At 62.8% G+C, this 12,839-nt stretch carries 12 protein-coding genes; 9 read left to right on the forward strand and 3 right to left on the reverse strand.

The window, feature by feature from the left end:
• Positions 1 to 15: 15 nt before the first annotated feature.
• A complete protein-coding gene (locus tag JN756_RS02510; RefSeq protein WP_126588426.1) occupies positions 16 to 1,551 on the reverse strand; it encodes an HDOD domain-containing protein in 1,536 nt (511 codons plus the stop codon).
• A 166-nt stretch (positions 1,552 to 1,717) separates the two neighbouring features.
• On the opposite strand from JN756_RS02510, the gene motA reads away from it, so the two are divergent.
• Positions 1,718 to 2,569, forward strand: coding sequence for a flagellar motor stator protein MotA (gene motA / locus JN756_RS02515; protein ID WP_046384911.1), 852 nt, complete (start codon positions 1,718 to 1,720; stop codon positions 2,567 to 2,569).
• A 3-nt stretch (positions 2,570 to 2,572) separates the two neighbouring features.
• Positions 2,573 to 3,583 (forward strand): flagellar motor protein MotB, encoded by a 1,011-nt coding sequence (motB, locus tag JN756_RS02520; protein ID WP_201021755.1) that lies wholly within the window; start codon positions 2,573 to 2,575, stop codon positions 3,581 to 3,583.
• Between the two features lie 49 nt (positions 3,584 to 3,632).
• Here the strand turns inward: motB and rsgA are convergent, their stop codons facing one another.
• Positions 3,633 to 4,664, reverse strand: a complete 1,032-nt coding sequence (gene rsgA / locus JN756_RS02525) for a small ribosomal subunit biogenesis GTPase RsgA (protein WP_017849765.1) — start codon at positions 4,662 to 4,664, stop codon at positions 3,633 to 3,635.
• A gap of 108 nt (positions 4,665 to 4,772) precedes the next feature.
• Here rsgA and orn point away from each other — a divergent pair, with 108 nt between their 5' ends.
• Both orn and JN756_RS02535 read left to right on the forward strand, forming a co-directional pair.
• The gene (orn, locus tag JN756_RS02530) at positions 4,773 to 5,315 is read left to right on the forward strand and encodes an oligoribonuclease (protein ID WP_017849764.1); all 543 of its coding nucleotides are present in this window, start codon (positions 4,773 to 4,775) and stop codon (positions 5,313 to 5,315) included.
• A gap of 89 nt (positions 5,316 to 5,404) precedes the next feature.
• On the forward strand, positions 5,405 to 6,022 hold the full coding sequence (locus tag JN756_RS02535; protein WP_169850564.1) for a trimeric intracellular cation channel family protein: 618 nt from the start codon (positions 5,405 to 5,407) through the stop codon (positions 6,020 to 6,022).
• Here JN756_RS02535 and queG read toward each other — a convergent pair.
• Positions 6,016 to 7,083 (reverse strand): tRNA epoxyqueuosine(34) reductase QueG, encoded by a 1,068-nt coding sequence (gene queG, locus JN756_RS02540; protein WP_046490718.1) that lies wholly within the window; start codon positions 7,081 to 7,083, stop codon positions 6,016 to 6,018. The genes JN756_RS02535 and queG overlap by 7 nt on opposite strands.
• Before the next feature lie 63 nt (positions 7,084 to 7,146).
• Between queG and JN756_RS02545 the strand changes: the two genes are divergently transcribed.
• Genes JN756_RS02545 through miaA form a run of 5 tightly spaced genes read left to right on the forward strand, consistent with a single transcriptional unit; the run spans position 7,147 to position 12,792 of the window.
• The gene (locus tag JN756_RS02545; protein ID WP_201021756.1) at positions 7,147 to 8,007 is read left to right on the forward strand and encodes an NAD(P)H-hydrate dehydratase; all 861 of its coding nucleotides are present in this window, start codon (positions 7,147 to 7,149) and stop codon (positions 8,005 to 8,007) included.
• Entirely contained in the window at positions 7,995 to 8,465 is a 471-nt protein-coding gene (gene tsaE, locus JN756_RS02550; RefSeq protein WP_046490714.1) for a tRNA (adenosine(37)-N6)-threonylcarbamoyltransferase complex ATPase subunit type 1 TsaE, read from the forward strand. The genes JN756_RS02545 and tsaE overlap by 13 nt, the downstream gene beginning before the upstream one ends.
• A gap of 15 nt (positions 8,466 to 8,480) precedes the next feature.
• Positions 8,481 to 9,902, forward strand: coding sequence for an N-acetylmuramoyl-L-alanine amidase (locus JN756_RS02555; RefSeq protein ID WP_057003674.1), 1,422 nt, complete (start codon positions 8,481 to 8,483; stop codon positions 9,900 to 9,902).
• Positions 9,902 to 11,821, forward strand: a complete 1,920-nt coding sequence (gene mutL, locus JN756_RS02560) for a DNA mismatch repair endonuclease MutL (RefSeq protein WP_201021757.1) — start codon at positions 9,902 to 9,904, stop codon at positions 11,819 to 11,821. The genes JN756_RS02555 and mutL overlap by 1 nt, the downstream gene beginning before the upstream one ends.
• Entirely contained in the window at positions 11,821 to 12,792 is a 972-nt protein-coding gene (gene miaA / locus JN756_RS02565) for a tRNA (adenosine(37)-N6)-dimethylallyltransferase MiaA (RefSeq protein WP_017849757.1), read from the forward strand. Before mutL ends, miaA begins: the two co-directional genes overlap by 1 nt.
• The last annotated feature ends 47 nt before the right edge of the window (positions 12,793 to 12,839 follow it).

Below are 12,839 nucleotides of genomic sequence, written 5' to 3' on the forward strand. Positions count from 1 at the left end.
ATTGTAGCGCAAGCATCAGCCGGTGCGGTTGGTAAAGCTGTGCAGGGCTTTCTCGATGCATTGAGCGGTTTTGCCGAAGGCCTGCACGGTGGTTTCCGAGAACGGCCCGCCGCCCTGGTCGGCGATCATCAGCATGACCACCCGGCCGTTGCAGCTCAGTGAGCGCAACAGCAGGTGTTCACCGTTGAACAGGCGACGCAGGATCGGCGGCAACAGGGCGGCAAATTGCGCGTGGTTGTCGGGCGTGAGGCGCACCTGGGCGGATTTTTCCAGCATGCGTTGCAGCAGCGTGCTGTTGACCACGTCCAGGCTCAAGTTCGCGGCGTCCTTCGGCAGGCCGGCGGCCTGGTGGACGCGCAAGGTGCTCAGGGCGCGATCGGCCATGAACAGCAAGACGCGCTGCATGCCGCTGGCCTCCAGGGCTTCCTTGGCGCAGGTGGTCAGGTGCATGGCGTTGGCGAAGCGGCTTGGCTCCATCAGCAGTTCGGTGCAACGGCTGCGCCAGACGGCCAGGGCCTCGGCGGTCGGCGGCGGTGCGGGCAGCAGGCCACGATGGATTTTCTGTACATTCCACGGCCAGATCAGCGACAGCGCCGGGTGCCAGAGGTCGGGCATCAGGGTTGCGCGAGCGCTGATCACCGCTTGCTGGTGAACCTGTTGCTGCACCTCGCTCAACGGCTGTTGCAGGTACAGCGCGGTGAGGTATTGCCAGCGCTCGGTATGCGGGCAGGTCCAGGATTCCTGGGCCGACATCGCCAGGCCGTTGGCCAGCAACACCGTATTGGCCGGCTGGTTCAGCCAGCGCCGCAAACTGGGCTCGGCATCCAGCAGTTGTTGCTGGCGCAGTGGGTCGTCTTCCCGGGCGATGCGCAATGCCTTGACCAGCAAGCGTTGCTCGGTCAGCAGCAGGTGATAGCCCTGGGATACCCAGATCGGCAGGTGCCAGGTTTCGGTCAGGCCAAGGCACAGGTCGAGCAGGCGCACGCCGAACAATTCCTGTTCGACCTGACGCGCCGATTGGCCTTTGTGGATCACCCGCAGTTCCCATTCTTCCAGGAGCTTGGGGTAGGCCACCGCCATTGGCCACAACGGCGCCAGGAACAGCAGGCTGCCCCAATGAATGTCTTGCCACAACCGCGCCAGGCGGCTGGCGAACAAGCCGCTGGCTTGCTGCGACGCGTGGCGGCTGACCAGCACCAGTTGGCGAAAGGCGACGGGGATTTCATTCATCGGCACCGACGGCAGCCGTTCCAGCAGGTCCTCGGCGCGTTTGAGGCCGAGACGGTTAAGCGCCACCTCAAGGTTTTCTGCCGGTTCCGCCATGCTGCCATGGGTGTGGCTGTTGGCCTCGCGCATTACGCTGAGTACCAGCGACGGGCTGTTCTGCATCAGCTCGGCAATATCTCGCAAAGAACTGCGGCTATCGCGGATGGCTTTGCACACGCGCTCGTGGCTGGCCTGGGGAACGGGCAACCGGACTTCGTCCAGGCACTTGATCCAAGCGGCGAGAGAGATGGGTCTTACAGATGGGGCTGTCTTTTCATTGGCCATGATTGGGGCGCGATCATCACTTACTTCAACACGCCCTGAACGGGCCGAACTGGCTTTTCGCCTTGACGGCCTATAGTCTGGCGCAGTTTTGCCGATAAGTAGAACAAGAGTTTTTCAGTTACCCCAAATATGTCCATGAACCCGACGGCGCAAGTACAAAACCCCTATGGCTAAAATAATCGGCATCATCGTCGTCCTTGCAAGTGTGCTCGGTGGCTATGTCCTGTCTCACGGCAAGATTGCTGCGTTGATCCAGCCCTTCGAAGTGATGATTATTGGCGGCGCGGCATTCGGCGCATTCTTGCAGGCCAACCCCGGCTACATGACCATGCACGTGATCAAGAAGTCGCTGGGCATGTTCAGCTCGCGCTTCTCCCACACCTTCTACATGGAAGTGCTGGGCCTGGTTTATGAGATCCTCAACAAGAGTCGCCGTGAAGGCATGATGGCCATCGAAGCGGACATCGAAGACGCTGCAGCGAGCCCGATTTTCGCCAAATACCCGGCAGTGCTCAAAGACGAGCGCATGACCGCCTACATCTGCGATTACCTGCGCATCATGTCCTCCGGCAACATGGCCCCCCACGAGCTGGAAGGCCTGTTCGACATGGAACTGTTCAGCCTCAAGGAAGAGCTGGAGCACCCGTCCCACGCCGTCACCGGTATTGCCGACGGCATGCCCGGCTTCGGTATCGTTGCGGCGGTACTCGGTATCGTGGTGACCATGGCCTCCCTCGGCGAGGGCGACCAGGCGGCCATCGGCATGCACGTAGGTGCGGCGCTGGTGGGTACGTTCTTCGGTATTCTCGCGGCCTACGGTTTCTTCGGTCCGCTCGCCACCTCCCTGGCCCACGATGCCAAGGAAGAAGTCAATCTGTATGAAGCGATCAAGGCCAGCCTGGTGGCTTCGGCCTCCGGCATGCCGCCTTCGCTGGCGGTGGAATTCGGTCGCAAGGTGCTGTACCCGAAACATCGCCCGAGCTTTGCCGAGTTGGAACAAGCGGTTCGCGGTCGCTAAGCCATGGAAAACAACCAGCCGATAATCATCAAGCGCGTCAAGCGCTTCGCTGCGGGGCACCATGGTGGCGCCTGGAAAATCGCCTTCGCCGACTTTGCAACGGCGATGATGGCGTTCTTCCTGGTGCTGTGGCTGATGTCCACCGCGACCCCCGAGCAGAAGATCGCCATCGCCGGTTACTTCAAAGACCCGATCGGCTTCTCGGAAAGCGGCACACCCTTCGTGATCGACCTGGGCGGTTCGCCGCAGTTGGCGCCGGAGCGCACCATCAACCCTGAGGTCAAGACCGAGGCGCCGCAGGAAAAAATTCCGATCGAGCGCGACACCGTCGAGAGCCTGGCCGAACAGGTCGAGCAGGAACGCCTCGAATTGTTGCTGAAGGAATTGCAGACCAAGGTCGAAGAAAACCCGCAGTTGCTGAAATTCAAGGATCAGATTTCCTTCGAGATCACGCCGGATGGCTTGCGCATCCAGATCACCGACGCCGCCAACCGGCCGATGTTCGACTCTGGCAGTGCGCGGTTGAAGCCGTACTTTGAAGACATCTTGCTGGCCATGGCCGACACCATCAAGGCGGTGCCGAACAAGATCAGCATCAGCGGTCACACCGATGCCAAGCCGTATTCGGGGCAGGGCGACTTCGGCAACTGGGAGCTTTCGGCCAACCGCGCCAACGCCGCCCGACGTGCGCTGGTGGCCGGCAGCTACCCGGACTCGCAGGTGGCGCGGGTGGTGGGTTTCGCTTCGTCGCAGCTGTTTGATTCGAAGGACCCATTCAACCCGATCAACCGTCGGATCGATATCGTCGTGCTGACCAAAAAGGCCCAGCGCGCGATTGAAGGTGATCAGCCGCCACCGCCCCCAGATACGGGCACGCAGGGCGGTGCACCGGCCGACCCGAACGCGATCCCGCCGGGGCAGGAGCCGTTGCCGGCGCATGAGCTGCGGCAGAAGCTGAATCTGTTCGAAGGTGGCGGGATGAAAGACCCTACGGTGCCGGGTACGGGATCGTAAGCTGTATACGACAAGGCCGCGATAAACGCGGCCTTGTCGTATGTGCTGTTTAGTAACTGCTCTCGGGCAAACTCGCAATAATCGACCGATAGCTGTTCATCCGTTGCTGCTGCACGCGGCCATCTTCCAACGCCTTGAGCAGGGCGCAACCGGGTTCGCGGTCATGTTTGCAGTCGCGGAAGCGGCAGGTGCCGATCAGGTCGTTGAACTCGATGAAACCGGCTTCCACGTCGCTGCGGCTGACATGGCCGAGGCCGAATTCACGAATGCCCGGGGAGTCGATCAGCTCACCGCCGCCGGGGAAGTGGAACAACCGCGCGGTGGTGGTGGTGTGGGTGCCCTGGCCGGACAGCTCCGACAGCGGGCCGACACGGGTGTCGACTTCCGGCAGCAGGCTGTTGACCAGCGAGGACTTGCCCACGCCAGACTGGCCGACGAACACGCTGATGCGCCCGTCCAACTGGTGTTGCAGCTGTTCCATGCCATTGCCGTGATGGGCCGACACTTCCAGCACCGGGTAACCCAGGGTGCGGTAGACCGCCAGCAACGCGTTGAGCGCCGGGGCGTTCTGTTCGTCGATCAAGTCGAATTTGTTCAGCAGCAACAGCGGGCGAATGCCGGCATGCTCGGCGGCGACCAGGTAACGGTCGATCAGGTTGGCATGAGGCTCGGGCAGCGGTGCGAAGACGATGACGATCATGTCGACGTTGGCCGCCACCGGCTTCAACTGGCCGCGGCTGTCGGGACGGCGCAGTTCGGTGGTGCGGGGCAGTTGCGCGACGATCACGCCGATGCCTTGGTTGCCGGCACGCCACACCACTCGGTCGCCGGTCACCAGCGCCGGCAGGTTGGCACGCAGGTGGCAGCGGAAGACCTGGCCGGCGAGTTCGCCTTCGAGCGCCTCGACCTCGACCTGCACACCAAAGTGCGCGATCACCAGGCCCGTTTGTTCGGGGCCCAGGTCGCCGCCCTCGAGCGCTTCCACGGCGGAGGATTCACGTTTGGCGGCGCGTGCGGCGCGTTCGCCCTGAATCTTTTCGATGCGCCAGTTTTGGCGACGGTTGAGCTGGCGTTTGGCCATTGGTGTTCCGTGTCGATAATGCAAAGGTTGGGTGAAACGGTCGCGAGTCTAGCACGGCCCCGCCTGCTAAACTGCGCAGCTACGCCAAGGTGCCAAGAGAATCAAGCCATGCAAAACCCACAGAATCTGATTTGGATCGATCTGGAAATGACCGGTCTGAACCCCGACACCGACGTCATCATCGAGATGGCGACCATTGTCACCGACAGCAACCTCAACACCTTGGCCGAAGGTCCGGTGATCGCCATCCACCACAGCGACGCCGTTCTCGCCACCATGGACGAGTGGAACACCCGCACCCACGGCAACTCCGGCCTGACCCAGCGCGTGCGCGACAGCCGTGTCAGCATGGCCGAAGCCGAAGCCGAAACCATCGCCTTCCTGGAAAAGTGGGTGCCCAAGGGCAAGTCGCCGATCTGCGGTAACAGCATCTGCCAGGACCGCCGCTTTCTTTATAACCACATGAAGGCGCTGGAAAGCTACTTCCACTACCGCAACCTGGATGTGTCCACGCTCAAGGAACTGGCCGCGCGCTGGGCGCCGGAAGTCAAAGACAGCTTCCATAAAGGCAGCACTCATTTGGCGCTGGATGACATTCGTGAGTCGATCGCCGAGTTGCAGCACTACCGCAAGCACTTCATCAAGGCTTGATGCTGGGGGCGCCTCGGTCTTTCGCCAAGCGCCCTCTTTTGGTGCCGTCAGCAAATGATTAGACTGCGCGCCTCTTTGTAAGGATCGCCATCATGCTGCTGATGCTCTACCTCGTCGCCATCACCGCCGAAGCTATGACTGGCGCCTTGTCTGCCGGTCGGCGCGGCATGGATTGGTTTGGCGTGGTGCTGATCGCCTGCGTGACGGCGTTGGGTGGCGGTTCGGTGCGCGATGTGCTGCTCGGGCATTACCCGCTGACCTGGGTCAAGCACCCGGAATACCTGGTGCTGACCTCCGTCGCCGCGCTGGTGACGATCTTTATCGCGCCGCTGATGCGCCGCCTGCGCTCGCTGTTTCTGGCGCTGGATGCCGTGGGGTTGGTCGCCTTTACCCTGATCGGCTGCATGACCGCCCTGGAAATGGGTCACGGTATGTTGGTGGCGTCGGTCAGCGGCGTGATCACCGGGGTGTTCGGTGGGATCCTGCGGGATATTTTCTGCAACGACATCCCGCTGATCTTTCGCCGTGAGCTGTACGCCAGCGTGTCATTCCTCGCCGCTTGGTTCTACTTGCTGTGCCTTTACCTGCAATTGCCGGGCGAGCAGGCGATTATGCTCACCCTGTTCAGCGGCTTTCTCCTGCGCCTGCTGGCGATCCGTTTTCACTGGGAAATGCCCAAGTTCATCTACAACGACGACGTTCACTGACGCTCGGCGTGCTGCTTCAGCGCCCATTCCACATGTTCGCGCACCAGCTCCGACGGGTAGTCCCGGCGCGCCTTCAAGGCTTCCAGCACCGGAATGCTCGATGGCGCATTGCCCAGGCCTACCGCCAGGTTGCGCAGCCAGCGCTCGTAACCTGCGCGGCGTAGGGGCGAGCCTTCGGTGCTGCTGAGGAATTTTTCCTCGTCCCACATGAACAGTTCGGCCAGTTGTGCGTTATCCAGGTTGTGCCGTGGCTTGAAATCGCTTTCGGCGGTGGTGCGGGCGAAACGATTCCATGGGCAAACGATCTGACAGTCATCGCAACCGAAAACCCGATTGCCGATCAGCGGGCGCAAGTCTTCAGGGATCGCGCTCTTGAGTTCGATGGTCAGATAGGAAATGCAGCGCCGCGCGTCCAGCACGTAGGGCCCGACGAACGCGTTGGTCGGGCAGATATCCAGACAGGCGGTACAGCGGCCGCAGTGCTCGGTGGCGTGGGGCGGATCGACCGGCAGCGGCAAGTCGACAAACAACTCGCTGAGGAAGAAGTAGCTGCCGGCCTTGCGATTGAGGACCAGGGTGTTTTTGCCGATCCAGCCCAGCCCGGCTTTCTCGGCGATGGCTTTCTCCAGCACCGGCGCGCTGTCGACAAAGGCGCGAAAGCCGAAGGGGCCGATTTGTGCCTGGATGCGTTCGGCCAGTTGCTGCACGCGCTTGCGGATCAGTTTGTGGTAGTCGCGGCCCAGGGCGTAACGGGAGATGTAGGCTTTTTCCGGTTGGGCCAACCGTTGCGCCATGTGCGTGTCGCCGGGCAGGTAATCCATGCGCAGTGAGACCACGCGCAAGGTGCCCGGCACCAACTCGTCGGGGTGCGAGCGTTTGCTGCCGTGGGCGCCCATGTATTCCATCTCGCCGTGGTAGCCCGCGTCGAGCCAGCGTTGCAGGTGCTGTTCATGCTCGGCCAGGTCCAGGCCGCTGATGCCGACTTGTTGAAAGCCCAGCTCGCGGCCCCAGTCTTTGATCGATTGGGCGAGCGCGGGCAGATCGGAAGTAATAGCAGGCATGAGACACGGGAAACCACAGGTTAGATGAGTATAATTCTGCCAGACATCGGAGCTTGAAGACGCATGCCGCAGACAAAACACGCAATAACCGACGTTCAGCCCCTGTTGCCCGGCAATTTGCCGCAACTGGCTGCGCGTTCCCTGGACGCCCATAAAGGCCGTTTCGGTCATCTGCTGGTCATCGGCGGCGACCGAGGCTTTGGCGGCGCTGCGTTGCTCAGTGCCGAAAGTGCGCTGCGCAGCGGGGCGGGCATGGTGTCCCTGGCGACTCGCCTTGAACATGTGCCCGCCGCGCTGGCGCGCCTGCCGGAAGTCATGAGCGTCGGCGTGAGTTCGGCCAACCAATTGATGGGTTTGCTCGAAAAGATCTCGGTTATCGTCATTGGCCCGGGCCTGGGCCATGCCGCCTGGGGCAAGAGCCTGCTGTCCGTCGCCGCCAACGCCAAGCAGCCGCAAGTCTGGGACGCCGATGCCTTGAACCAGCTGGCGACCGGCAGCGTCAGCCTTCCCGCCAACTGCGTGATCACCCCGCATCCGGGCGAAGCGGCGCGCTTGATGGGTATTTCGACAGCTGAGGTTCAGGCGGATCGTCTTAACGTGGCGCGCGCGTTGAGCCAGAAATTCAATGCAGTGGCTATTCTCAAGGGGGCGGGCAGTCTGATCGCCTGCCCGGACGGTCGCGTCGCGCGATGTGACCAAGGCCATCCGGCCATGGCGACCGCGGGGCTCGGCGACGTATTGGCCGGCCTGGTGGGCGCGTTACTGGCACAAGGCATGCCCGCTTATGAAGCCGGCTGCCTGGCCGTGTGGCTGCACGCCACGGCCGGAGCCCGGCAGGGCACCTTTGGTCGCGGCCTGGCGGCCAGTGACCTGATACCTGCCATCCGTCAATTGCTCGAGGAACAGTCGCCGTGTCTGAAGTAAACCTTTTCCTGGCGGATGAAGCGGCAATGGTCGCCTTCGGTCATCGGATTGCCCAGGTGACAGGCGGCGCGGGGCTGATCTTTCTCGAGGGCGACCTGGGGGCGGGCAAGACCACGCTGTCGCGGGGCATCATTCGCGGGTTGGGCCATGCTGGGGCGGTGAAAAGTCCGACCTTTACGCTGGTCGAGCCTTATGAGATCGGGGCGACAAGGGCCTTCCACTTTGATCTCTATCGTCTGGTGGACCCCGAAGAGCTGGAGTACATGGGGATTCGGGATTATTTCGAGGATGACGCGCTGTGCCTGATCGAGTGGCCAGATAAAGGCACAGGCTTTTTGCCAAAGCCGGACCTGACCATTACCATTACGCCGCATGAGCACGGACGTCGGCTGAAGTTGTTGCCCCAGGGTGCGCGCGGTGAGTCGTGGTGCGCTGCTCTGGCATTGGAATTCAAATAATTGGTGGGGTTAGGTATGCGCTTTCGCGCGTTGGTTGCTGTCGTAGGGGTGTTGCTTGCGGCAATGACTGTCAATGCTCTGGCTGCTTCACAGGTGAAGAGTGTTCGCCTGTGGCGAGCGCCGGATAACACGCGACTGGTGTTCGACCTGTCTGGCCCGGTCCAGCACAGCGTCTTTACCCTGACGGCGCCTGATCGCCTGGTGATCGACATCAACGGTGCGACCCTGGCCGCGCCGCTGAAAATCTCCACTGCCAACACGCCGATTACCAGCATGCGTTCGGCCCAGCGCACGCCGACCGATCTGCGCGTGGTCATCGACCTGAAAAAGGCCGTGACCCCGAAGAGCTTCTCCCTGGCGCCCAACGCCCAGTACGGCAACCGCCTGGTGGTCGACCTGTTCGACAACGCCGCCGATGCCGCACCGCCGCCCGCGCCGACGCCGAGCGTGGCGACCGTACCGGCCGTGCCGGTCAACCCGTCGCAACCGCAGGTCAAGTTGCCACCGCCGCCGCCGGCGCCAGCGGGTAAACGCGACATCATCGTGGTGATCGACGCCGGTCACGGCGGTGAAGACCCGGGCGCTTCCGGTTCGCGTGGCCAGCATGAAAAAGACGTGGTGTTGGCCATCGCCCGTGAACTGCAGCGCCAGGTCAGCGGTATGAAAGGCTATCGCGCCGAGCTGACCCGTACCGGCGACTACTTCATCCCGTTGCGTGGCCGCACCGAAATCGCGCGCAAGAAGGGCGCCGACTTGTTCGTCTCGATCCACGCCGACGCCGCGCCGTCGGCCGCCGCCTTCGGCGCCTCGGTGTTTGCCCTGTCGGATCGCGGCGCCACGTCCGAGACGGCCCGCTGGCTGGCCGACAGTGAAAACCGTTCCGACTTGATCGGCGGGGCCGGCAACGTGTCCCTCGACGACAAAGACAAGATGCTCGCCGGTGTACTGCTCGACCTGTCGATGACCGCCTCGCTGACCTCCAGCTTGAACGTCGGGCAGAAAGTCCTGAGCAACATTGGCCGTGTGACATCGCTGCACAAACAACGCGTGGAGCAGGCCGGGTTCATGGTGTTGAAGTCGCCGGACATCCCGTCGATCCTGGTGGAAACCGGGTTTATCTCCAACTCCAACGAAGCCTCGAAACTGGCCAGCGCCAGCCACCAGCAGGCATTGGCGCGTTCCATCAGCGCCGGCGTGCGCCAGTTCTTCCAGCAGAACCCGCCGCCGGGCACGTATATCGCCTGGCTGCGCGACTCCGGGAAAATCGCCCAGGGCCCGCGTGACCATCGCGTCCAGCCGGGCGACACCCTGGCGATGCTGGCGGTGCGTTTCCAGGTGTCGCCTGCGACGTTGCGCAGCGCCAACAACCTGAAAACCGATGAGCTGAAAGTCGGCCAGGTGTTGACCATCCCCGGCACTGAATTGGCGGCACAGTAATGAGCGAATCGATCCTCAACAGCGGCTCGCGCATCGAACTGCTCAGCCCGCGCCTTGCCAACCAGATTGCGGCGGGCGAGGTGGTCGAGCGGCCGGCGTCGGTGATCAAGGAGTTGCTGGAAAACAGCATCGACTCCGGCGCCAAGCGTATCGATGTCGACGTGGAGCAAGGTGGCGTCAAGCTGCTGCGGGTGCGTGACGACGGCAGCGGCATCTCCTCCGATGACCTGCCGCTGGCCTTGGCGCGGCACGCCACCAGCAAGATTCGCGACCTGGAAGACCTTGAGCGGGTGATGAGCCTGGGCTTTCGCGGTGAGGCCCTGGCCTCGATCAGTTCCGTGGCGCGCCTGACGCTGACCTCCCGCACGCGCAGCGCCGACCAGGCCTGGCAAGTGGAAACCGAAGGCCGCGACATGGCGCCTCGGGTCCAGCCGGCTGCGCATCCGGTGGGCACTTCGGTGGAGGTGCGCGACCTGTTCTTCAACACCCCGGCGCGGCGCAAATTCCTCAAGGCCGAGAAAACCGAATTCGATCACCTGCAGGAAGTCATCAAGCGCCTGGCCCTGGCGCGCTTCGACGTGGCATTCCACCTGCGCCACAACGGCAAGACCATCCTCAGCCTGCACGAAGCCAACGACGACGCCGCGCGCGCTCGGCGGGTGGCGGCGGTGTGCGGCGCGGGGTTCTTGGAGCAGGCGCTGCCGATTGAAATCGAACGCAATGGCCTGCGCCTATGGGGTTGGGTGGGGCTGCCGACGTTCTCCCGCAGCCAGGCGGACTTGCAGTATTTCTTTGTGAACGGCCGGGCGGTGCGCGACAAGCTGGTGGCCCACGCGGTGCGCCAGGCGTATCGCGACGTGCTGTTCAATGGGCGGCACCCGACGTTTGTGCTGTTTTTCGAGGTCGACCCATCGGTGGTCGACGTCAACGTACACCCGACCAAGCATGAAGTGCGCTTCCGTGACGGGCGCATGGTGCATGACTTTCTCTACGGCACCTTGCACCGCGCGCTGGGCGATGTGCGCCCGGATGACCAACTGTCCGCGCCGATCGTGACGGCGGTGGTTCGTCCGAGCGGCCCGCAAGCCGGCGAGTTCGGCCCGCAGGGCGAAATGAGCCTGGCGGGCAACCTGCTGCAGTCGCCGCAACCCCAGCCGAGCTACACGGCGCCGGGTTCGGGTTCGGGTTCGGGGGCAGGCTATCAGTATCAATACACCCCGCGTCCGCAATCGGCGGTGCCGGCGGCCGAGGCCCAGGCGGCCTATCGTGAATTCTTTGCGCCGCTGCCGGGCGCCGAGCCGAGCGCGGTCGCGTTGCCCGAAGGTGGCGGGGATATTCCGCCGCTGGGTTATGCATTGGCGCAGCTCAAGGGCATCTACATCCTTGCGGAAAACGCCCACGGCCTGGTGCTGGTGGACATGCACGCGGCCCACGAACGGATCATGTACGAGCGTCTGAAAATTGCCATGGCCAGCGAAGGCCTGAGCGGTCAGCCGCTGTTGGTGCCGGAATCCCTGGCGGTCAGCCAGCGCGAAGCCGATTGTGCCGAAGAGCACGCCAGCGTGTTCCAGAAACTCGGTTTTGAACTGCAACGCCTGGGCCCGGAAACGCTGGCGATCCGCCAGATTCCCGCGTTGCTCAAGCAAGCCGAGGCCAACCGGTTGGTGGCCGACGTCTTGGCGGACCTGATGGAGTACGGCACCAGTGACCGTATCCAGGCGCACATCAACGAACTGCTCGGCACCATGGCCTGCCACGGCGCGATCCGCGCGAATCGCCGCCTGGCCTTGCCGGAAATGAACGGCCTGCTGCGCGACATGGAAAACACCGAGCGCAGCGGACAATGCAACCATGGCCGACCGACCTGGACCCAAATGGGCCTGGACGATCTGGACAAACTGTTCTTGCGCGGCCGCTGATGAGTGCCTTGCCCCCCGCGATCTTCCTGATGGGCCCCACGGCCGCCGGCAAGACCGACCTGGCTATCGAGCTGAGCAAAGTGCTGCCCTGCGAGCTGATCAGCGTCGACTCGGCCCTGGTTTATCGCGGTATGGACATCGGCACGGCCAAGCCTTCGAAGGAGTTGCTGGCGCAGTATCCGCACCGCTTGATCGACATCATCGACCCTGCGATGAGCTATTCGGCGGCGGATTTTCGCAGCGATGCCCTGGCGGCCATGGCCGATATCACCGCGCGCGGCAACATCCCGCTGCTGGTGGGCGGCACGATGCTCTACTACAAGGCTTTGCAGGAAGGCCTGGCGGATATGCCGCCGGCCGACGCCCAGGTGCGCGCCGAGCTTGAAGAAGAAGCGGCGCGCCTTGGCTGGCAAGCCCTGCACGAGCAACTGGCGGCGGTCGATCCGGTGTCCGCTGCGCGCATCCACCCCAACGATCCGCAGCGCCTGAGTCGAGCTCTGGAAGTCTGGCGGGTAAGTGGTCAAACCATGACCGAGCATCGGCAGCGACAATCTGCGCAAAGTGCTGACGCAGGCGCATCGGGGCGGTCACAATTGCCCTATACTGTGGCGAATCTGGCGATTGCTCCGGCAAATCGCCAGGTGCTGCATGAACGAATTGCACAAAGATTCACAATTATGTTGGAACAGGGGTTCGTGGAGGAGGTCGTAGCACTGCGTTCAAGAGGTGACCTGCATCCGGGGTTGCCTTCGATACGTGCTGTAGGCTATCGCCAAGTCTGGGATCATCTGGATGGCAAGCTGACGTCAGCCGAAATGCAGGAGCGCGGCATCATTGCCACGCGCCAATTGGCGAAGCGCCAGTTCACCTGGCTGCGCAGCTGGAGCGATTTGCACTGGCTGGACAGCCTGGACAGCGACAATCTGTCACGCGCCTTGAAATACTTGGGAACGGTCTCCATATTGAGCTGAGTCCTTGCAATTGCCGTCTATCCTTGGGGGTGTGACGGCCATAAGCT

This window comes from Pseudomonas sp. Y39-6, assembly GCF_023651955.1.
Lineage (GTDB): Bacteria > Pseudomonadota > Gammaproteobacteria > Pseudomonadales > Pseudomonadaceae > Aquipseudomonas > Aquipseudomonas veronii.

Bases quoted from the DNA above. Each gene is read 5' to 3' on its own strand.
- JN756_RS02510 (WP_126588426.1), bottom strand. From the start codon at position 1,551: ATGGCCAATGAAAAGACAGCCCCATCTGTAAGACCCATCTCTCTCGCC.
- motA (WP_046384911.1), top strand. From the start codon at position 1,718: ATGGCTAAAATAATCGGCATCATCGTCGTCCTTGCAAGTGTGCTCGGT.
- motB (WP_201021755.1), top strand. From the start codon at position 2,573: ATGGAAAACAACCAGCCGATAATCATCAAGCGCGTCAAGCGCTTCGCT.
- rsgA (WP_017849765.1), bottom strand. From the start codon at position 4,664: ATGGCCAAACGCCAGCTCAACCGTCGCCAAAACTGGCGCATCGAAAAG.
- orn (WP_017849764.1), top strand. From the start codon at position 4,773: ATGCAAAACCCACAGAATCTGATTTGGATCGATCTGGAAATGACCGGT.
- queG (WP_046490718.1), bottom strand. From the start codon at position 7,083: ATGCCTGCTATTACTTCCGATCTGCCCGCGCTCGCCCAATCGATCAAA.
- JN756_RS02545 (WP_201021756.1), top strand. From the start codon at position 7,147: ATGCCGCAGACAAAACACGCAATAACCGACGTTCAGCCCCTGTTGCCC.
- JN756_RS02555 (WP_057003674.1), top strand. From the start codon at position 8,481: ATGCGCTTTCGCGCGTTGGTTGCTGTCGTAGGGGTGTTGCTTGCGGCA.
- mutL (WP_201021757.1), top strand. From the start codon at position 9,902: ATGAGCGAATCGATCCTCAACAGCGGCTCGCGCATCGAACTGCTCAGC.
- miaA (WP_017849757.1), top strand. From the start codon at position 11,821: ATGAGTGCCTTGCCCCCCGCGATCTTCCTGATGGGCCCCACGGCCGCC.